This window comes from Chitinophagales bacterium (assembly GCA_019638515.1).
GTDB lineage: Bacteria > Bacteroidota > Bacteroidia > Chitinophagales > LD1 > UBA7692.
In genome coordinates this window covers 252,990-272,478 of the sequence record JAHBTS010000001.1, presented here as the reverse complement: position 1 = coordinate 272,478, position 19,489 = coordinate 252,990, and the positions used below count along the sequence as shown (strand labels likewise).

20 protein-coding genes are annotated in these 19,489 nt (G+C 40.5%); 10 read left to right on the top strand and 10 right to left on the bottom strand.

Features of this window, described 5'->3' with window-relative positions; all coding sequences use genetic code 11:
* Window positions 1-4: 4 nt before the first annotated feature.
* Together KF872_01250 and KF872_01245 are read right to left on the bottom strand one after the other, a co-directional pair.
* Window positions 5-1,171 carry a hypothetical protein gene (locus KF872_01250; protein MBX2902151.1) on the bottom strand — a complete coding sequence of 389 codons (1,167 nt, stop codon included), beginning with the start codon at window positions 1,169-1,171 and terminating at the stop codon, window positions 5-7.
* 200 nt (window positions 1,172-1,371) lie between these two features.
* The gene (locus KF872_01245) at window positions 1,372-1,584 is read right to left on the bottom strand and encodes a hypothetical protein (protein MBX2902150.1); all 213 of its coding nucleotides are present in this window, start codon (window positions 1,582-1,584) and stop codon (window positions 1,372-1,374) included.
* A gap of 139 nt (window positions 1,585-1,723) precedes the next feature.
* On the opposite strand from KF872_01245, the gene pth reads away from it, so the two are divergent.
* The 3 genes from pth to KF872_01230 all read left to right on the top strand — a co-directional run bounded on the left by pth (window position 1,724) and on the right by KF872_01230 (window position 4,031).
* Window positions 1,724-2,287 (top strand): aminoacyl-tRNA hydrolase, encoded by a 564-nt coding sequence (gene pth, locus KF872_01240; GenBank protein MBX2902149.1) that lies wholly within the window; start codon window positions 1,724-1,726, stop codon window positions 2,285-2,287.
* An 88-nt stretch (window positions 2,288-2,375) separates the two neighbouring features.
* The gene (gene fabD / locus KF872_01235; protein ID MBX2902148.1) at window positions 2,376-3,263 is read left to right on the top strand and encodes an ACP S-malonyltransferase; all 888 of its coding nucleotides are present in this window, start codon (window positions 2,376-2,378) and stop codon (window positions 3,261-3,263) included.
* A 33-nt stretch (window positions 3,264-3,296) separates the two neighbouring features.
* Complete coding sequence (locus tag KF872_01230; protein MBX2902147.1) at window positions 3,297-4,031, top strand: type III pantothenate kinase; 735 nt, start codon at window positions 3,297-3,299, stop codon at window positions 4,029-4,031.
* Here the strand turns inward: KF872_01230 and KF872_01225 are convergent.
* Window positions 4,028-5,710, bottom strand: a complete 1,683-nt coding sequence (locus KF872_01225; GenBank protein ID MBX2902146.1) for a hypothetical protein — start codon at window positions 5,708-5,710, stop codon at window positions 4,028-4,030. The two genes, KF872_01230 and KF872_01225, sit on opposite strands and share 4 nt — an antisense overlap.
* Before the next feature lie 191 nt (window positions 5,711-5,901).
* Here KF872_01225 and KF872_01220 point away from each other — a divergent pair, with 191 nt between their 5' ends.
* The 3 genes from KF872_01220 (at window position 5,902) to nuoF (ending at window position 9,818) form a co-directional block, all read left to right on the top strand.
* A complete protein-coding gene (locus tag KF872_01220; protein ID MBX2902145.1) occupies window positions 5,902-6,087 on the top strand; it encodes a PspC family transcriptional regulator in 186 nt (61 codons plus the stop codon).
* A 57-nt stretch (window positions 6,088-6,144) separates the two neighbouring features.
* Window positions 6,145-8,361 carry a tetratricopeptide repeat protein gene (locus KF872_01215; GenBank protein MBX2902144.1) on the top strand — a complete coding sequence of 739 codons (2,217 nt, stop codon included), beginning with the start codon at window positions 6,145-6,147 and terminating at the stop codon, window positions 8,359-8,361.
* Between the two features lie 86 nt (window positions 8,362-8,447).
* Entirely contained in the window at window positions 8,448-9,818 is a 1,371-nt protein-coding gene (gene nuoF, locus KF872_01210; GenBank protein MBX2902143.1) for an NADH-quinone oxidoreductase subunit NuoF, read from the top strand.
* Between the two features lie 81 nt (window positions 9,819-9,899).
* On the opposite strand, the gene KF872_01205 is transcribed toward nuoF, so the two are convergent.
* Together KF872_01205 and KF872_01200 are read right to left on the bottom strand one after the other, a co-directional pair.
* Window positions 9,900-10,340: a hypothetical protein gene (locus KF872_01205; protein ID MBX2902142.1), complete on the bottom strand. Its 441-nt coding sequence runs from the start codon at window positions 10,338-10,340 to the stop codon at window positions 9,900-9,902.
* A 51-nt stretch (window positions 10,341-10,391) separates the two neighbouring features.
* Window positions 10,392-10,880 carry a hypothetical protein gene (locus tag KF872_01200; protein MBX2902141.1) on the bottom strand — a complete coding sequence of 163 codons (489 nt, stop codon included), beginning with the start codon at window positions 10,878-10,880 and terminating at the stop codon, window positions 10,392-10,394.
* A gap of 223 nt (window positions 10,881-11,103) precedes the next feature.
* Here KF872_01200 and KF872_01195 point away from each other — a divergent pair, with 223 nt between their 5' ends.
* Window positions 11,104-11,337, top strand: a complete 234-nt coding sequence (locus KF872_01195; GenBank protein ID MBX2902140.1) for a hypothetical protein — start codon at window positions 11,104-11,106, stop codon at window positions 11,335-11,337.
* 57 nt (window positions 11,338-11,394) lie between these two features.
* Window positions 11,395-12,018 carry a heme-copper oxidase subunit III gene (locus KF872_01190; protein ID MBX2902139.1) on the top strand — a complete coding sequence of 208 codons (624 nt, stop codon included), beginning with the start codon at window positions 11,395-11,397 and terminating at the stop codon, window positions 12,016-12,018.
* A gap of 4 nt (window positions 12,019-12,022) precedes the next feature.
* Here the strand turns inward: KF872_01190 and KF872_01185 are convergent, their stop codons facing one another.
* The 5 genes from KF872_01185 to mce form a co-directional block, all read right to left on the bottom strand.
* Window positions 12,023-14,125 (bottom strand): DUF1736 domain-containing protein, encoded by a 2,103-nt coding sequence (locus tag KF872_01185; GenBank protein MBX2902138.1) that lies wholly within the window; start codon window positions 14,123-14,125, stop codon window positions 12,023-12,025.
* Between the two features lie 84 nt (window positions 14,126-14,209).
* Window positions 14,210-15,214 (bottom strand): hypothetical protein, encoded by a 1,005-nt coding sequence (locus KF872_01180; protein MBX2902137.1) that lies wholly within the window; start codon window positions 15,212-15,214, stop codon window positions 14,210-14,212.
* Window positions 15,215-15,217: 3 nt separating this feature from the next.
* Entirely contained in the window at window positions 15,218-16,588 is a 1,371-nt protein-coding gene (locus KF872_01175; GenBank protein ID MBX2902136.1) for a dipeptidase, read from the bottom strand.
* Window positions 16,589-16,669: 81 nt separating this feature from the next.
* Window positions 16,670-17,779, bottom strand: coding sequence for a tRNA 2-thiouridine(34) synthase MnmA (mnmA, locus tag KF872_01170; protein MBX2902135.1), 1,110 nt, complete (start codon window positions 17,777-17,779; stop codon window positions 16,670-16,672).
* Window positions 17,780-17,852: 73 nt separating this feature from the next.
* A complete protein-coding gene (gene mce, locus KF872_01165) occupies window positions 17,853-18,254 on the bottom strand; it encodes a methylmalonyl-CoA epimerase (protein MBX2902134.1) in 402 nt (133 codons plus the stop codon).
* Window positions 18,255-18,322: 68 nt separating this feature from the next.
* On the opposite strand from mce, the gene KF872_01160 reads away from it, so the two are divergent.
* On the top strand, window positions 18,323-18,649 hold the full coding sequence (locus KF872_01160) for an iron-sulfur cluster assembly accessory protein (protein ID MBX2902133.1): 327 nt from the start codon (window positions 18,323-18,325) through the stop codon (window positions 18,647-18,649).
* Window positions 18,650-18,723: 74 nt separating this feature from the next.
* Window positions 18,724-19,488 (top strand): DUF2520 domain-containing protein, encoded by a 765-nt coding sequence (locus KF872_01155; protein ID MBX2902132.1) that lies wholly within the window; start codon window positions 18,724-18,726, stop codon window positions 19,486-19,488.
* Window position 19,489: the final 1 nt, after the last annotated feature.

Here is a 19,489-nt window from a genome sequence, read left to right as displayed (position 1 = left end):
AATTTTATTCTATTACGATATCGTAACCTGCATTTTTAGCTGCTGCCGCCAATTTATCGCCTTGCAATTTTAAAGCATCAATTGCAGCTTTCACAGCAGCTCTGCCTGTTGTGTTGCTAGCAACTATTTGTTGGTCGAAAGGTGCGCTTATGGCATAGCATTTTGTTTTGCTATCTTCTAATTTCGCTTTCAGTTCATCGGCAGCGGCTGCATCTTTTAACTTCAAAACATCGTAAATACCACTGCCGGAAATAGTGCTGCCGGCTGTAGTTTGGTAGCTTCCCAAAAATACGTTTTGAATACCTAAGATATTCATGCGCACATCGTTGTGTGTATTATCGCTAAAGCAAGAATGCTCATCTTCTTGCAGTTGAGAATCGTATGCTACTTCTAATCTTTCGCCCGCCAATTCACCCTTGGTTAAAAATCCAATTCCTTGGATAATATTCTTAATAGCCACATCGGAATTTTGACTCTCGAAACTTGCACGGTAGTTTCCGGTAGAAGATGGTGCCCATGCAGCCACCAATGCATCCAAATGTTCCACCAACAAGGCTGCACAAGCTTGTAAGTATGCGCCTCTGCGCTGTGCATTAGGTGCTGTGGTGTAATCTGTAAAAGGCCTGTTGCCCGCGCTGCTTGCACTAAAATCTTGCCCCCACAATAAGAACTCAATTGCATGAAAACCGCAACTTACATTAGTTTCACCTCCTTGCTCGTTCAGGTTTTCAATTACTTGCTTGCTAATTACGGGATGCGCAGCAGTATCGTTAATAATTCCTGCGGTGGCATTACCTTGTACATAATCAATATATGCTTCGTCTAATGGCCATGCATTTAATAAACCTTCAGGACCATTATCGTCATCTATTGGCCCGCTGTAAAATCTATAGGCTTCGGTTTGTCCATAAGGCAAACGTGCATCTAACCAAGCTTGTTTGGCAGCATCTAAGCTAGCCTGTGTTGGTGCTGCCACAAAATCATCTATTTTAGTTTTTAATACTTCGGCCTTTGCCAAAGCATCGTTATAGTTGGCATGCACTATAGTTGCATAGTTGGCTACTACCGCCTTTTTAAGTTCATTATTTTCTCCGGTATTATCCTTCTTACAAGCGCTTATACTTAGCGTAATGGCAAGTATTGCAATAATTTGGCTGGTTGTTTTTTTCATTTGGTATCTGTTTGTTTTAATTGTCATTTTATTGTCAAGTAATATGTGTTTTTTGGGGATTAGCAAGTGGTGTATCGGCTATCTTCTATGTTTGCTTATATGAGCGAAAGCGTAGAGTATTTTATTGGCTGTACTTTCCTATTGGCGGGTATTTTATTCTTACTGCTCTTACTAAAAAAACTTCTTTCCGATAAGAACAACTAATGCTGCAATTCTCCTTCTAAAATTTTTATAGCATTATTTATATCCGCTATTCGCTTCTTGTACTTCGCCACTTCTTCGGGCATATAAATGCTTTTCACATTCAAATACTTAAGCCATTGCTGTAAACAGTCCTTTTGCTTACACAAGGTTGCCAAAGCAAAGTTTTGCTCTGTATCTAACTGCTCTATTGTATAAATTCTGTCGGTCATTATTATTTAGATTAAATCTAATTAAGCGCAAACTTAATGAAGTCGTTGTTTCTACCAAATGATTCGTGTCATATTATTGTAACTTCTTCAAATCGCTTTTGCAGGAAATAAATTTCTTTGCAGCATTACTAAAGAATATATCGTGAGTTTTTTAATTGCAGGCCTAGGAAACATTGGTGATGAATATGCAGGTACCAGGCATAACATTGGTTTTGATGTGCTTGATACAATGGCACAAAAAGCAGGTGCTACCTTTGCGCTCGATCGCCATGCACACTTTGCCACTTACCGCTCGCGCGGAAAAAATATTTATCTAATTAAGCCCACTACCTACATGAATTTAAGTGGCAAGGCCGTGCGCTACTGGCTTACCGAATTAAAAATTCAACCACAAAACTTATTGGTAATACTCGATGATTTAGCCATTTCATTTGGCACTATTCGCTTGCGCGGCAAAGGTAGCGATGGCGGACACAATGGCTTAAAAGACATAGATGCCGCCTTGGGAAATGGCAACTATGCAAGGCTGCGGTTCGGTATTGGCAGCAATTATCCCAAAGGCGCACAAGTGCATTTTGTATTAGGAAAGTGGAATGAAGAAGAAAAGAAACAATTGCCTGAATTACTTCAAAAATCGGCAGATGCCGCACACGCATTTATGTTTGAAGGCATAGAACGTGCCATGACTAAATTTAATAAATAGCAATCCTAAAAAAGCCTCACAGCCATTCCGATTAAATAAATAGAATTGCAAGCACATACTATTTAGGTATTGGGTAAAAACACAGCAAATGAAAACAGCATACATTTTTCCGGGGCAAGGCAGCCAATACTCCGGCATGGGCAAAGATTTGTACGAAAAAAGTACACAGGCAAAAGCCATGTTCCAAAGTGCCAATCAAATTTTAGGATTTGATATTGCATCTATAATGTTTGAAGGCAGCGATGCCGATTTAAAACAAACCAAAGTAACCCAACCCGCAGTATTTTTACATTCAGTAATTAGTGCGCAACTGCTGCCAAATTTTAAACCCGAAATGGTTGCAGGACACTCCTTAGGCGAATTTTCTGCCTTAGTAGCAGCACAAGTTTTAAGTTTTGAAGAGGCATTGCAATTAGTGCTAACCCGCGCACTGGCTATGCAGCAAGCCTGCGAATTACAGCCATCTACCATGGCGGCAGTTTTAGGCTACCAAAGCGAAACCCAAGTAGAAGAAATTTGCGCAAGCATACAAAACGAAACTGTAGTAGCTGCTAACTATAATGCACCCGGGCAATTAGTAATTTCAGGAACCATAAACGGCATAGACCAAGCCGGTGAAATGCTAAAAAATGCAGGAGTAAAAAGAGTGGTGAAACTTCCGGTTGGCGGTGCATTTCACTCACCACTTATGGAACCGGCACGAAAGGAACTACAAACAAAAATTGAGCAATTGCAATTTAAAGAACCATGCTGCCCCGTTTACCAAAACGTGTGTGCTTCGGCAATTAGCAATGCTTCAACCATTCAACAGAATTTAATTCTGCAACTAACAGCTCCGGTAAAATGGACGCAATCCATTTTGCAAATGGCAGCAGACGGTGCCACTACTTTTTACGAAGTAGGTCCCGGCAATGTGCTTACCGGATTGGTAAAAAAAATAAACCCTAACTTAAAGGCTGGAAAACTAGAACTGTAAACACAGCAACAGTTGCAACCTCCAAAAAGCACCATGAATTTGGTAATTGATATTGGCAACACTTCGGTAAAAGCAGCAATTTTTAAACAAGGAAAAATTGTGGTGCGCCTACATTCTTTTGCCGAAATAAAAAAGGCGATAGAAAAAGAAAAAATTACTTGCAGCATTATTTCCAAAACCGGATCCGATAATCCAGTAGAAGCCTTTTTAAGCACACAAAAATTTCGGCAACTTACTTTTAACCACCACCTAAAACTCCCAATTGTAAACCGCTATGCCACACCGGAAACCGTTGGTACCGATAGATTGGCATTGATGTGTGCGGCACATCAACTATTTCCGGCACAGAATATACTATGCATTGATACCGGCACTTGCATTACCTATAATTTTTTAACTGCCACATCAGAATTTATGGGAGGCTCCATTGCGCCCGGCATAGAAATGCGGTTTAAAGCCCTGCACCATTTTACCGCCAATCTTCCGCTAATATCGTTCCAAAAATACATGCAGTCTTTTCCTGAAGGAAAGGCTGTGCCGCTTACCGGAAACTCTACCGAATCTGCTATTATGAGTGGCGTTTTAAATGGTATTGTTACAGAAACAAATGGCATTGTGGCACAATACGCTAAAGCCCATCCGGAGCTAGCAATTGTTGTTACCGGAAACGGATCTAATTTCTTTTCTAAAGCAATAGAAAAAGAAAACCACAACCTGCCCGATTTGCAACTGCAAGGGCTTAATTTCTTGATAGAATTTAATAGTTAAAATTCATATTGCTTGTAGGCAATATTCATTCTGGCGCCAATACCGAAATAAAAAGTTTCTTGGTCGCGCGAGTTTATTTTGCTGTCTTTCTTTCTATAAAGAATTTCTGCATCAATATACACATTGTGCCAAGGCTGGTACGAAATCAGCATATCAAAATAGTTCTGCTTTGCTTTAGCACCCTGCCCTATTTTATTTCCATACACACCACGTACAGTTTCGGCAGTGGTACTGCGCAAAATATCGCCACCAAAATGGGTGAGTGTTTTTGTGGTTGCATCTACACTATCTTCACCATAAGTGCTGTTTATATATTTCACCGTAACATTCAGGTTCTTTAAAATACGGTATCTTCCTATGGCAATAAACTCATAAAAATTTGCACCAAGCGGGTGTGCCAATGGTTGGTTGTAGTGCGTATAATTTGCCGTTACATTGCTGCCGGTATTGTGCGAATACAAATACGGACGTGCCATATTAAACTCTGCCTGTAAATCTAAATTAGGAACTACATCTATATACTTTGCTCCAATTTGCCAGCCAAATTTATTGGCCCACCAACCGCTATTCTTTACTAACTCTTTAAAATTAAACTCATCTAAAATAAATTGGGTGTATAGCTGCAAATGGTTAAATGCATTTGCTTTTATATCAAAACCTATTAGTGCATTATCTGGCGAGCCCAGCGATTGTTCAATAGCTCTGTAGAATATAACAGGATTTAGATAATGAAACTCAAACTGATTTTTTCGGTTAAAAATTACACCTTCAAAAAAGCCAATGTCGAGGAAGTGCGCCACATTAAAGTTTAAATGATGAAATGCTCCGTATTTTTTAGGCAGTTCTTTATCGGCTCCACGATTGTATTGGTTAATAAACTCGGCCCAAATGGTTTGGTAGTTTATACGCCAAACTTTCACATTCATTTTTAGGAAAAAATAGGGCGAACTAAAGTCGCTTAAATAAAACGAACGGTAGCCGTTGCCAATAAAATTTCTATCGTAACCAAATTGCAGCGAAATGTATTTCAACACATTTACATCAATATAGCCGCGTGGTTCAAAGTAATCTATTCCGGTGGTTTTATAGTCTTTCCAATAGCCGTTGCCGGGAATATAACCGCGCTCTTTTATTTTATCTTGTACATACTGTGGCGTGCGCGTTTGGTTTTCGGTAACGTAGAAATAAAAACCTACTCTTTGCTTAATGGTGAAGCGCACCTCTGCACCTCTGGTATTTACAAAAAGTACTTCTTTATTATTCTTTTCACCTGCTATTCTAAATGCCAAAATCGGGTTTATTTTCAAGCTAAAATCTTTCTTCACATTTACGTGTCCTAAACTTGCAGGCTCACGGTAAAATTTCCAAAGTGGTTTTCCGGTGCGGCTTTGCAACGAATCGAGCCATTCGCTGTTATCATCTACTAAATACTGCAATTCAAATTTTTGGCGCTTATTAAACGGCAAGTTCGAAAGCATGAGCGTTTCGGCAACCTCGGCCACCGATTTTCTGCTATACGGCTTTACAGAAGTATGCGCCACTGGCAGTATTCTTCCATAGCGAATATCGAGCCTATCCATAATATGGTAAGCCTCGCTTCCCAACGGAATATAAGTTCCCTGAGCCAACAAACACGCAGTAAACAGCATCAATACAACTGTGCCGATATGTTTAAACATGCGGCTAAAAAAACAATTTCTATTGAGCACAAACTAAAATTATTCACCTTCTATTTTTAAAATGAACAATTCCGTGCTTTAGGCTGTGTGGTAAAAAGTAACTTTCTGAGCTATCATTTAGATTTGTATCTTCATATTTGCTTGTAGAAACCATGCAACTAAACGATTTAAAATTTTTAATTGAAGCCAATATGTTTGGCGTGTGTACCAAAATCGGGGAGCGGTTAGGTATGCCCATTAAAAACATTCGCTTGTTTTTTATCTACGCCAGTTGCCTTACCATTGGTTCACCTATTATTGCATATTTAATTTTGGCCTTTTGGCTAAAAATGCGCGATTATGTTCGCGGCAACCGCAATCCTGTTTGGGATTATTAAAAGCCGCTATTTTCCTTCGCAACCAAATAGCAAAATCTATATTTGGTTTTCGTTTTTGTGAAACACCTCCGCACCATATCTATTTTATTGGCAGCATTATGTGCCATTGCGCTTAGCTTTAAAGGTTTGCGCGAACCCGATTTGTGGTGGCAAATTAAAACGGGTGAATGGATTATAGCACACGGCAAAGTACCTACCGAAGATGTATTTTCATATACTCAAAAAGGGCAACCATGGATAAACATAAAATGGGGATTTGAAGTAGTTGCTGCGCTGGTAAGCAATTTCTTAGGCTCGGAAAATGTGTTTATCCTACAAGGTTTGGTACTCTTGGCACTGCTGTTTTTTTTGTTCCAACTTAGTACCGAAATATCCAAAAAATTGAATGCAGAAACACATGCCACTACTGCATTTTTATTATTACTTCCATTGCTGTTTATCAGTATAGACTACCGCATCAACGGTCGCCCTGAAATGAGCAGTTACCTGCTAAGCATCGTTTTTTTATGGCTCAACTTAAAGTATCGAAACGGAAATAAACCTGTTATTTGGTGGATTATTCCACTGCAATGTATCTGGGCCAACATTCACGAGGCATTTGCCATAGGTGTGGTTATCAATCTCATCTTTTTAGTTGCTGTGTTTGTGGAGCAAAAAATATTGGCATTGTCGCCCTTTCAACCCAAAGCATTTTTACGGCAAGCAGCAGCCGTAATTTTAAGCGTGCTTGCCATTTTCATAAATCCTTATGGCGCTAAAATGTTGCTCCAACCATTTTCAATTTTCAACCAAGTTTTTGAAAATAAATACACCACCGAACTGCTATCCATCTCATCGCACCAATACTGGCAAAAAGAAGCATGGCTTGCCACAGCTTGGTTGGTTGCAGGCATGGCTTTTTTATTGTTCATAGCATTAAAAAAACGCGCTCAATTCCGCACACTTTCAATAGGCTATTGCATGGTAGTAATTGCCTTTGGCTATTTAGCCACTTCTGCTTTTAGGAATATAATATTTCTTGTATTGGTGCTGTTTCCGGTGGCGGTAAGTGCGGGTGCCGTATTGCTTCAATCTTTTAAAAAAGCAGCTAAATTTTTATTGCCCGTAAGTGCCATTGCACTGCTTGTTTTTTATGTATCTGTTATTACCAATACTTACTACCAAGCCATTGGCAGCAGAGATAAATTTGGTTTGGAAATACGCCCCGATTACAACCCTATTGGCGCTGCCGAATTTATTATCCAAAACAAGCTGAGCGGCAAATGTTTCTCAGATTACCTTACTTCTTCCTTCCTGCTTTGGAAAGTAAGTGGATTTGAAACCTTCATAGACCTGCGCGACTTAGATGTGTTTCCGCCCGCTTTCTTCAACACCTTTACCGAAGCCGTTTTAGAGCCGGAAAAATTCAATGCACTCAATCAAAAATATCAGTTTGAATATGTAGTACTGTTTCGCCCGCAATACGCCAATTTACACGCATGGCTGGCTCAAGGCAATGGCTTTAAAGCTGTATTTGCTGATGCCATTGCAGTGGTATATGTAAAAGATAACCAAGCAACACCTGTACGCGATATTTTTCAACCATTGGCAAGCCTGCCCACTTCTAAAACAGCCTCTGCCCTCAATAAATTTTTGAATCCATTTTACAGCAACCAACCTCACTTTAAAAACGAAAATAGTTTTGCAGCCGCCTCTTATTATTTAAACATTCAGCAACCACAATTGGCGCTGCCACATGCCACCCAACTCAGCAAATCCGAAGAGTCGTGGAAGGGATTTGCACTTTTAGGAGAAATTTATTACCAAAAAAGTTTTGCCGCTACCAAAGACAGTGCCGATGCTTTTACACAAGCAGCCCAGCAATACTTTGCCGCTGCACTACAGCAAAAAAGCACCTATGTACCTGCACTAATGGGCATGGGAACTATACTATACAAACAAGGGTTTTACAACCAAGCAAAAACAGCATTTGAGCAAGCCACCCAAACAGAAAGCAACCATGTAAACGCATGGGTAAGTTTGGCAGAGTGCTATAAAGCTACATTGCAATTGCCCGAATCTTTAGATGGCGCCATCAATTGCTTTGAAAAAGCCAACAAGCTAAACCCCAACAATCCCAATATCGTATTGAATTTGGGCGTACTATATTTCAGAAACAACAATTGCGAAAAAAGCATTCAATTGCTGCAAAAAGTAAAAAACTATCCGCTCCTTACCGAAGAAGAAAAAACTGTAATAGAAAGCTGTTTAAAGCAATGTGGAACAACGATATAAGAATACCTTTGAACAACTGTTGCTAAATTCTATTTTAGCGGGGCGTTTTGCAAGTTTGAAATTGAAGTAATAAGCATAACTATACAATGGGAAGAAAAATTTTGTTAGAGCACATAGATGTTCCCGGAATATCAACTTACGAAGTATATCGTAGCAAAGGCGGCTATACCGGAGTAGAAAAAGCATTGAAACTTACGCCCAACGACATTGTGGAGGAAGTAAAAAAATCCGGCTTACGCGGAAGAGGCGGAGCAGGCTTCCCTACCGGTTTAAAATGGAGTTTTATAGATAAAAAGAGTGGTCGCCCACGCCACTTAATTTGCAATGCCGATGAATCGGAACCGGGTACATTTAAAGATCGCTTTTTAATGGAAAAAATCCCCCACCTGCTAGTAGAAGGGATGATTATTTCCAGTTTTGCATTAGAAGCAAATCTTTCGTACATCTATATCCGCGGTGAGTATATGTGGATTTACCGCATACTCGAAAAAGCAATCAACGAAGCTTATGCCAACGGCTGGCTCGGAAAAAACATCCAAGGCAGCGGCTACAATCTAGATTTATATGTTACCTGCGGAGCCGGAGCATATATTTGCGGAGAAGAAACCGCACTCATAGAATCGCTAGAAGGCAAACGCGGTAATCCGCGCATTAAACCTCCATTTCCGGCAGTAGTTGGTTTATATGGAAACCCCACCGTGGTAAATAATGTTGAAAGTATTGCCACCGTGCCATGGATTATCAACAACACAGGCGAAGAATATGCCAAAATAGGCGTAGGAAAATCTACCGGAACTAAACTAATTTCTGCCTCCGGCAACATTAAAAATCCGGGCGTATATGAGATTGAACTAGGCTTACCCGTAGATGAGTTTGTAATGAGCGATGAATGGCTGGGAGGCATGCAAACCAACCGCCCTATGAAAGCCTGCGTACCGGGAGGAAGTTCTGTACCTATTTTGCCAGCCGAATTGCTATTTAAAACCGCTAAAGGCGAAAATAGAATTATGACCTACGAGAGCATGAGCGATGGTGGCTTTGCTACCGGCTCCATGATTGGCTCCGGAGGATTTATTGTATATGACGACCGCGCTTGTATTGTGCGCAATACTTGGAATTTTTCGCGCTTTTATCACCACGAAAGTTGTGGACAATGTTCGCCTTGCCGCGAAGGAACCGGATGGTTAGATAAAGTAACATGGCGTATAGAACACGGATACGGCAGCATGGAAGACATAGACCTGCTTTGGGATATACAACGTGGCATAGAAGGAAATACCATTTGCCCACTGGGCGATGCTGCCGCATGGCCTGTAGCTGCGGCCATCCGCCATTTCCGCCACGAATTTGAATACCATGTGCGTTTCCCCGAAAAAATAAAAGACCGTAAGCACTTCGAGCATGAGCCTTGGGAAAAAGTAAAATACCTCATGGCAAAAGAAGCCGTAACTGTATAAAATTACTTTGGTAGATACATAAAATAAAGAAGCCGTTTTCAAATTTGAAAACGGCTTCTTTATTTACAAGATACTAATATCTTAATCTATCAATATAGCATCGGGATTTACGCTGTATGCTTTTCCTTCGGCTTGTGTTGCCTTAGCGATTTCTATATGCTTTTGCAAAGCAGCATATTTTTCATTACCCAAAATAGTTTTAAAGGCTGCATTCCTCTTTTCTACCGATGCTGCCAATGCTACACTTCGGCTATTAGATGAAGCCATGCGCGCTTCTGCTGTAGATGCCGATGCCGCTGTCTTTTCTTTAAAAAACTCAAGTGCAGGCTGGTATAACTTGGCAGATGTAGCTTCATCTAATTGCAAAATGCGGGTAATGCGCATTTGCATTTTTTGGGCAGCAACATCAACCGTAGATTTTTGTGCTGTGCTTGAACCTCCCATGGCAGGAGTAGCCTCTTGGGCAAAAACTGAAAAACTAAACACAATAGATACTAATAACAATAAGTATTTACAATTCATTTCGTAATTATTTTAGTGTAAAGTAAACCGTTTTTTGCCGTAAATCAAGAGTTACACCACTTTATTTGCACAGCAACTTGCAGCCACAGCATCGGGCTTTGCCTTAAAGGTAAAGCCCATAGAAAGAATATATCCCATAGCTTCGTTTAAAGCAATATTACTATTGAATTTTGGGTTGGTGTTTATATCGGCATGTACCTCAAGTTCAGTTTTGTACTTATCGAATAGCGGGCACAGCTTGTAAGCAATATCAATAGAGCGCGACACTTCTATTAGCAAGCGTTCTTTTAAACTCATTCTTTGTGTACTCCTTTCGTTCTGAATAAACATGTAGCCGCCTCTGCCTTTGCGCAGCACCACAATTACAGTGGCAAATTCCGTTTCGGCTCCGTGAACTTGGCTATCGGTACCAATACATACTTTAATGGGATTTCCCAATTCGCCCTCTCTTACAAGTGCGTCTTCAATGGCATCCCAAATTGGCTTTTCGATACGTTGCCCGTCTAATTTTCTCCATTGTTTTTCGGCTAAACTTTTCATACTGCTTTTTTCTTTTAAAGATATAAAGCATAGCAGCGGAGGTAGCTACTTTTTCAACACAGATGCAAAACAGCTTAAATATGTTGTATGTGAACACTTTAAGAAGCAATATACACAACAGTTATGCACATTTATTTTCATTTCATTCCTGTACTAGAAGGCACTTTAATTTTTAGCAAATATTTATTGTGGGCAACTGTTGGGTGTTTACTATTTTAGCAACATGAAAAATTGGTTAGCAGCAAGTTTGTTTTTAATAGCGGTAACATTTACCGCTGTTGATGCAAGTGCACAATGTGCCATGTGTAAAGCAAGTGCCGAAACGTCTTTGGAAGGCGGCTCTACTGCTGCGGCAGGCATTAACAAGGGCGTATTGTACTTGTTTCTTACACCATATATTATTGCCGGAACCATTGGCTTTTTTTGGTGGAAAGCCAAAAAGAAGGCAGATGCTTAAACAAGTATGGTAGCCATTTGCAAGCTATCGGTTTAAGTTGCAAGCACACAATTTATTATGATTGCTTCATCTCAAAAAAACAAAACTCAACAGCGTGTATTCAGGTATCATCCGATAGCGGTTAGTACTTATTTGCTTTTGGCGAGCATTACTGTTGTGTTTTTAACGCTTTCGGTATTTTACTTTTTAACTACTTACGGTACTAGCTTTAATCGTTTTCAACTACCATTATTGTTTCACGCAAACTCTGTAATTATCTTAGTTAGCAGCTATAGTATGCACCAAACTAGAATTGCCAATTTGCGCGATGATGCACATGGTTTTGCAAACGGCATGATGGTTACAACTATGTTGGGTATTGCCTTTACCATTTTTCAACTAATGGCTTGGAGTGAATTGCAAAACAGCGGTATTAAGTTGCAAAACAATGTGGCAGGAGCCTACTTGTATGTAATTTCGGCATTACACTTGCTGCATCTAATTGTGGGCGTGGCCATACTGGCATACTTTTGGTTAAAGGCTAAAGAGCGCGAAAACAATCCTGTGGCTGAACTGCTTTTTGATACCGATCCCTATGCCAAACTCAAGGTAAAATACATGGCACTTTACTGGCATTTTGTAGATGCCTTATGGATTTACCTCTACCTCTTTTTTGTGTTGAATATTCTATTGGCAAAATAAAAACCTATGGTAGTTCCATAGCTTTCTTCATGTACAAGTCTGCTTGTGCTGCATCGCCTTTATTGCGATACGAAATACTCATATTCAAGTATGCAGGCTTGTAATTTGGTTTTATTTGAAGTAGCTTATTCATGGTTTCTATTACTGCATCAAACTTTCCCAGTAAACCATACGCCACTCCAAGATCTTCTAAATAAGTAGTTTCAGAAGGGTTTAGCTGTGCTGCTTTTTGCAAATATGGAATAGCCTCTTCCAGGCGATTCAAATACCTGCCGTAAATTCTGCCCAACTGGTGTGCCACCATTGCATTTTCGGGCTGCTTTTGGTAGGCATAATTGGTGTAAAACAGCGCAGTATCTGCCTGGCCATTTAAAGCATAGCTATCGCTTAACCTTAGCAGCATTTCTATATTACTTGGCTGCATATTTACTGCCGTACGCAAATACGGAATGGCAGCCGCATACTTCTGCTCTGCAAATAATAAATTGCCTGCATTTTGGTTGGCAAGAAATTCTCCACCCTTTTTAAGCGCAATAATTTTATTGTAAAATGGCAATGCAGCATCTACTGTTTTGTAATACTTATACTGAGCATTGCCCATCAATAAAAGTGTATTGAAGTTATCCGGATAAATATTGAGTGCCCTGGTAAGATATACCATTGCCTCTTCAATCATTTTTTTGCGCTGGAGCGAATCCGGTTCTTTATCGCTGGCTGCCAGCAAATCGCCACCGGCACTAGTATTTACCTTAGAACTATTGGGCGAATTTTTGGCATCGGTGGTAAACAAGGTAAGGTTGTCTTTCCACACATAATTTCTGCTAAAAGTTTTTGCACTAAACAACAGCACCACCACCGCAGCTAACCCAACCACCACCATTGCAGGCATTTTTTTTGTTTGAAAGAAATAATAAAAACCGGCAGCCAACAACAAGCAATATCCCAACGAAGGCATAAACAAAAACCTTTCGTTCATAATAATACCTACCGAAAACAAGATATTTGACACTACAGAAAACGTAATAAAGTAATACAGAATAGCATAAGACACTACCGTTTTGCGCCTCAATTGGTTAATGGCAATTCCAATAAGTGCCAAGGTTACAATAGAAGCCGTAATAAATTTTGCATCGCCAAACTCTATCAACGGAATTTGGTTGAAATAGTAATCGTGACTCAGCGGATGCGGAAAAACCAATTTGTAATAATACAGTAAGAAGCTATACACCGGAGTAGCATAGCGCTGCGCAAAAGTGGCGCCCACAAACGGATTGTTTAATATTTCTGACGACTCCTCTGCCAAACCCGATGCCGCAAACTGGCTGCGCAATGCCAAATACAAAACCGTAGGAATAAACACTGCTGCTACTGCTGCAAAATATTGCTTAGGAGTTGCCTTGGTAAAAAAGTAAAACGTAAGCGGCACTACTGCAAGAAATGTAACTGAGTTTTCTTTTGAAAGCAATGAAAGAAACATTGCTGCTACTGCCACCACCAGCCACTTGGCACCCTTGCTTACATACAGCACCGATGCTGTAAGTGCCGCTATTGCAAAAAGCATACTCATAATTTCATCGCGTCCTTTGATATTGGCTACTGCCTCTGTGTGAATAGGATGTGCAGCATACAGCATACTCGCCAGGAATGGAATTGACACATAAAATGGCGTTGTGCTGCTAAGCGGAAGCAACTGCATCAACAAGTAATAAATTAGCAAGCAAGTAACAGCAAACAACACCACATTTACCGCATGGCTAAGCATAGGGTTTAAACCAAACAAACCATACTCCACTGCAAAAGTTGCTACGCTGAGCGGCCTATACCTGCCGCCTGCTACTAGGCTCTTCTTCTCCTTAAAAAAACCTTCAAAAACATCGTGGGTAAAAATATCCTGTATGCCGCCAAAACCTTTCTGCACATAAATATTTTCGGTAAGAACAATAGCATCGTCTGAAGCATATTGATTCCAAAGTGTATTGCCATAAATTAAACAAGCAAAAAGAAATACAATAATATATGGAAGCCCTGTGGCATTGTGTTCCAAACTACTTTCCGGCACACTTGTAGCCACCATCGAATCTGCTGCTTTCTTCTTTCCTTTCTTCATGTATAAATCTACTTTCTAAGGCAAAGATTAGTGAATTTTAGTTTGAAGCAACTTTTGTAGCAGAAACTTAATTCACACACATTGTTACTCAACTCTGCCATCGGTAACAGCTATCCATTTGTTGCCCACTGGCAACAAATCTACGTGGTGCATACCTGCTTTATTCCATCCCCTGCCGGAGCCTGCCACTATTGGTTTATCCATAATTGGTTGCTCTTTATAAGTACTGTCGGTAAGTTCCAAAATTTCTACGGCAAACACCTGTAAGCCATACTCCGGCTCATCGTCTTGCGCCATTCTATACAACTTGCCATCGTATTGAAATATTCTACCGCCAGGGCGGGCAATATGGCGGTTAAATTTCACCACCGGATTTAATGGATGTGGCCGCCAGCCTTGATGTAAACTATCAGAAAAATAGATATTCAATATGTCGTCATCTACACTCGATAAAAACAACCACCAACGGTTTTGATGCCTTACAATAGCCGGATCAACAAATTTATAGCCCGATAGCAATATGGTATCTAATTCCCATTTATCGGGAAAGTTAGTTGCTCTATATAGCCTAAGCGAATAATCGCGGTTACTTTCGGGAATCATATAGTAAACGCCTTGCCATTCAAACACATAAGGAAACGATAGGTGAAATGGCTCGTCTATCACCACTTTTTTATACTGCCAATGGTAGCCGTCTTGGCTCTCAGCATAAGCAATATCGCCCGCATTGGTGCTGCGGTTCAATGCTTCAAAAAATAAAAAGAATTGGTGGTTGCTTTGAATAAAAAACGGATCGGCTGCAAACACTGCATCTATATCAGATACATCTTTAGCGCTTATTACCGGATTTTTAGCACTACTTGCCGGCTGTAAATTAAAGGGTGAATTACCTTCATAAATTCCGATAGACCAAGGTCCGGTTTTAGTAGAATCTACTTCGTTGCCATAGAGTATTCTTTTAACCCAACTATGCGGAAACACTTGATGGCGAATAAATACAGCACCATATATAAAACCAACTGACAAGCCGGCTATTAACCACCAAAGCTTTGGAGTATTCCATTTTTCAGCAACAGTTGGCAGCTTCATTTTTTACTTACTCATTTCTGCAAAGTACTTTAAGAAATATGGAATGGTTTCTATACCCTTAAAATAGTTCCAAACTCCATAATGTTCATTAGGAGAATGAATAGAATCGCTATCTAACCCAAAGCCCAGCAATACCGATTTAGTTCCCAACACGCTTTCAAACATGGTAACAATAGGAATACTTCCGCCAGTGCGCAGCGGAATTGGCGCTTTGCCGTAAGTAGTTTCAATAGCCTTTGCCGCAGCCATGTAGGCTATGGAATTGGTGGGTGTAACGGCTGCTTCGCCACCGTGCATAGGTGTTACTTTTACTTGCACGCATTCCGGTGCCGCGTTTAGAAAATACTCGGTAAAGAGTTTGGTAATTTTTTCGTGCGATTGATTGGGCACCAAACGCATAGATATTTTTGCATAGGCTTTAGAAGGCAATACCGTTTTGGCACCCTGCCCTGTATAACCGCCCCAAATACCGTTTACATCTAAAGTAGGGCGTATAGAAACTCTTTCTAAAGTAGTGAAACCTTCTTCGCCCAATTCCTGCTTAACACCAAGATCGTTGTTATACTCTAACTGGCTGAATGGTGCTTTTGCCATTTCTGCTCTCTCTACTTCGCTTACGGCTTCCACATCATCGTAAAAACCAGGTATGGTTACCCTTCTTTTCTCATCGTGCAGCTTGCTAATCATATCGCACAATATGTTGATTGGATTGGCAACAGCACCGCCATATACTCCGCTATGTAAATCGCGATTAGGACCCGTAACTTCTACCTCTAAATAACTAAGACCACGCAAACCGGTGGTAATACTTGGCACTTCATTAGAAATCATAGAGGTGTCTGAAATCAATACCACATCGCTCTTCAACAAGTCCTTATGTGCAGTAACAAATCCTTCTAAATGTTCGCTTCCAATTTCTTCTTCGCCTTCAATCATAAACTTGATGTTGCATGGCAGCGCATTTTGCTTCATCAGTATTTCAAAAGCTTTTACATGCATATACATTTGCCCTTTGTCATCGGCACTGCCACGGGCATAAATCTTCCCATCTTTTATCACAGGTTCAAATGGAGGTGCATCCCATAATTCGTATGGGTCGGCAGGTTGCACATCGTAGTGCCCATACACAAGCACTGTTGGTTTAGAAGCATCTATTATTTTTTCGCCATACACTACCGGAAAACCGGGTGTAGAAAACAACTGTACTTTATCGGCTCCGGCATCGGTAAGTTTTTGAGCCACAAATGCAGCCGTTTTATGTACATCGGCAGCAAACTTAGCATCGGCACTTACTGAAGGTATGCGCAACAGTTCAAATAATTCATGTAGAAAGCGGGTTTCGTTGGCTTTAATTTCGCTCAAAATTTCACTCATGTTTTTACCTTTTCGATTGCGAATATAGCAGTAGAAAAATGGTAAAAAGGGGAACTTCAGCAGATTTGTTGAAAGTATGGTTTAACTTGCCTGCACAGAAGGGTTTGCCATAATTATTCCACCTCCTATTACATCGTTATTTTCATAAAACACGGCACTCTGCCCCGGAGCTATGGCGCTTACTTTACCCATAAATTCTACTGCCACTAAATCGCCATGCTGTTCAATAAGGCTGCTTTCTCCTTCATGTTTATAGCGCACCTTGGTAATGGCAGGAATTTTACCCGGCAACTGTGTGTATTTTTGTAGGTTTAGTTTTCCTACCGTCATACGCGTTCTTTCTAAATCTACTTCTTCGCCCAATACAACGGTATTGGTTTCCGGAATAATAGCTGTAACAAACATGGGCTTTCCAAATGCTACACCCAAACCTTTGCGCTGCCCAATGGTATAGAAAGGATAACCTTCGTGCTTACCTATTACACGTCCTTCTTTATCCACAAAACTGCCTCCTTTAACTCTTGCTTCTAAGGTTGGGTCTTTACGTTTTAAGAAACCGCGATAATCGTTATCGGGTACAAAACATATTTCGTAGCTCTCGCTTTTATTGGCAAGTTCTGTATATCCCATATCGCGAGCCATTTGGCGAATGTGCGGTTTATGAAAGCCGCCTATTGGAAAAATGGTACGGCTAAGGCACTGCTGGCTTACGCCCCACAAAACATAGCTCTGATCTTTATTGGCATCTAATCCTTTAGATATTACATAGCGCTCATTTTCTGCGCGCACTTGTGCATAGTGTCCGGTAGCTATAAACTCACAGTCCATGGCATCGGCACGTTTCAGCAATGCTTCCCACTTAATATGCGTATTGCATAGCACACAAGGATTGGGTGTGCGACCCGCCAAATATTCTTCTACAAAATTATCTACTACAAAATTGCCAAACTCGCCCCTTATGTCTAAAATGTAATGATTAAAACCAAGCTCTACCGCCACTTGCCGAGCATCGTTAATAGAATCTAAACTACAGCAGCCTGTTTCTTTTTTACTACCGCCACTATTGGCATAATCCCACGTTTTCATGGTAATTCCCACTACTTCATAACCTTGTTCGTGCAGCATTACGGCACTTACGGTGGAGTCTATTCCTCCGCTCATGGCAACCAACACTTTTCCTCTTTTACTCATGTTGCAAATGTAAGGAATGAAACTTTGCAAAGCCGCAGGTTCTGATTTTTTGGCAGCACTTTGGGCGGTATCACTATTCTATTTCCTGGCATAATTCAATTAAAACTCCGTGTGTATTTTTAGGGTGAAAGAAAAACACCCACTTGTTGTCGGCACCGCGTTTCGGCTCTTTGCTAATGGGTTCAAAACCCTCTGCCTTTAAGCGCTCAACCTCAGCGGCAATATCGGTTACAGCAAATGCAATATGGTGAATGCCTTCGCCCTTTTTCTCCAAAAATTTGTGAATGGCACTTTCCGGTGCCGTTGCCTGCAAGAGTTCAATTTTGGTTTCTCCAACTTGAAAAAATGAAGTTTCAACGGCTTCAGAAACTACACTTTCTGTTTTGTAGTGCGGCTTCCCCAATAGTTTGGCATACGTATTATTGGCCTGCGAAAGATTCTTTACGGCTATGCCAATGTGTTCAATTTTATTCATTTAACTTCTTAGAATTTCGTTTGAAAATTAAGTTGGCTTACTTTCGCCAACACAAAGATTGAAAAACTATGTTGTACGTTTCTGATGCCGCCAGCGAAAAAATAAAATCTATTATACAAAGCGAACAAAAACCGGAAGGTAGTTTTGTGCGCATAACTGTGCAAGGCGGAGGATGCTCCGGTTTAAGCTACAATATGCAGTTAGATAATCAACTACAACCGGAAGATCAGATTTTTGAAGATAAAGGCATTAAACTAGTTACAGACTTGCGCAGTTTTTTATATGTGTGCAACACTACTTTAGAGTTCACCGATGGTTTAAACGGAAAAGGATTTCACTTTAGCAACCCGAATGCTTCGCGTACTTGTGCATGTGGCGAAAGTTTTTCAGTATAATTTGCATTGGCATTTTATTGCATTAGCAAGTGCAATAATTGTAAATATGCTCTATAAACATTACACAATTGCTTATGAATATATCCATTATTGGAAGTGGCAATGTGGCTTGGCATTTGGCAAAAGCGCTTAAAGCAAGCGGCAATCGAATACTACAAATTACGGGGCGTAATGAATTGGCAGTATGCCAATTGGCATCGGAAGTAGAAGCAACACCCAATTTTGCACTTAGGCAAGTAAATACCGAAAGCGATGTTATCCTCCTCTGCGTAAAAGATGATGCCATTGAAGCCATTGCTGGTTTACTGCCTTTTACCAATAGTATTGTTGCGCACTCTTCCGGCTTTCGCTCCAAAGAGGTTTTAGCAACATGCAGTTCGCAACCGGGTATTTTTTATCCCTTGCAAACTATGAAAAAAGATGTGCCGCTTTCGTTTGCAACTGTTCCCTTTTTAATAGAAGGAAATACCGAAGCCACTACCGAAAAATTGACACTATTGGCAAGGCAAATCTCAAGCAGTGTGCACTGCGTAAGCGAGCTGCAACGGCAGTATATTCACGTAGCAGCAGTATTTGCCAATAACTTTACCAATCACATGTTTGAGCTGGCAGAAAACATTCTTTCATCGCAACACATTTCTTTAGATATACTGCGTCCGCTCATTGCTCAATCGGCAGAAAATATACAGCACAATAGTCCTTCAAAACTACAAACCGGACCTGCCGTACGCAAAGATTTTTTCACCATTGAGGAACACCTGAAATTGCTTTCTGCCGAAGCAGAAATGACTAAGATTTATTCTATTGTTACCGAGAGTATTTTTAAAAATCACCAATAAG

Excerpts from the sequence above, each read along its gene's own strand:
- KF872_01245 (MBX2902150.1), bottom strand. The coding sequence starts at position 1,584 with ATGACCGACAGAATTTATACAATAGAGCAGTTAGATACAGAGCAAAAC.
- mnmA (MBX2902135.1), bottom strand. The coding sequence starts at position 17,779 with ATGAGTAAAAGAGGAAAAGTGTTGGTTGCCATGAGCGGAGGAATAGAC.
- mce (MBX2902134.1), bottom strand. The coding sequence starts at position 18,254 with ATGAATAAAATTGAACACATTGGCATAGCCGTAAAGAATCTTTCGCAG.
- KF872_01185 (MBX2902138.1), bottom strand. The coding sequence starts at position 14,125 with ATGAAGAAAGGAAAGAAGAAAGCAGCAGATTCGATGGTGGCTACAAGT.
- KF872_01225 (MBX2902146.1), bottom strand. The coding sequence starts at position 5,710 with ATGTTTAAACATATCGGCACAGTTGTATTGATGCTGTTTACTGCGTGT.
- nuoF (MBX2902143.1), top strand. The coding sequence starts at position 8,448 with ATGGGAAGAAAAATTTTGTTAGAGCACATAGATGTTCCCGGAATATCA.
- KF872_01230 (MBX2902147.1), top strand. The coding sequence starts at position 3,297 with ATGAATTTGGTAATTGATATTGGCAACACTTCGGTAAAAGCAGCAATT.
- KF872_01175 (MBX2902136.1), bottom strand. The coding sequence starts at position 16,588 with ATGAGTGAAATTTTGAGCGAAATTAAAGCCAACGAAACCCGCTTTCTA.
- KF872_01250 (MBX2902151.1), bottom strand. The coding sequence starts at position 1,171 with ATGAAAAAAACAACCAGCCAAATTATTGCAATACTTGCCATTACGCTA.
- KF872_01160 (MBX2902133.1), top strand. The coding sequence starts at position 18,323 with ATGTTGTACGTTTCTGATGCCGCCAGCGAAAAAATAAAATCTATTATA.
- KF872_01180 (MBX2902137.1), bottom strand. The coding sequence starts at position 15,214 with ATGAAGCTGCCAACTGTTGCTGAAAAATGGAATACTCCAAAGCTTTGG.
- KF872_01220 (MBX2902145.1), top strand. The coding sequence starts at position 5,902 with ATGTTTGGCGTGTGTACCAAAATCGGGGAGCGGTTAGGTATGCCCATT.
- KF872_01195 (MBX2902140.1), top strand. The coding sequence starts at position 11,104 with ATGAAAAATTGGTTAGCAGCAAGTTTGTTTTTAATAGCGGTAACATTT.
- KF872_01200 (MBX2902141.1), bottom strand. The coding sequence starts at position 10,880 with ATGAAAAGTTTAGCCGAAAAACAATGGAGAAAATTAGACGGGCAACGT.
- KF872_01155 (MBX2902132.1), top strand. The coding sequence starts at position 18,724 with ATGAATATATCCATTATTGGAAGTGGCAATGTGGCTTGGCATTTGGCA.
- fabD (MBX2902148.1), top strand. The coding sequence starts at position 2,376 with ATGAAAACAGCATACATTTTTCCGGGGCAAGGCAGCCAATACTCCGGC.
- KF872_01205 (MBX2902142.1), bottom strand. The coding sequence starts at position 10,340 with ATGAATTGTAAATACTTATTGTTATTAGTATCTATTGTGTTTAGTTTT.
- KF872_01190 (MBX2902139.1), top strand. The coding sequence starts at position 11,395 with ATGATTGCTTCATCTCAAAAAAACAAAACTCAACAGCGTGTATTCAGG.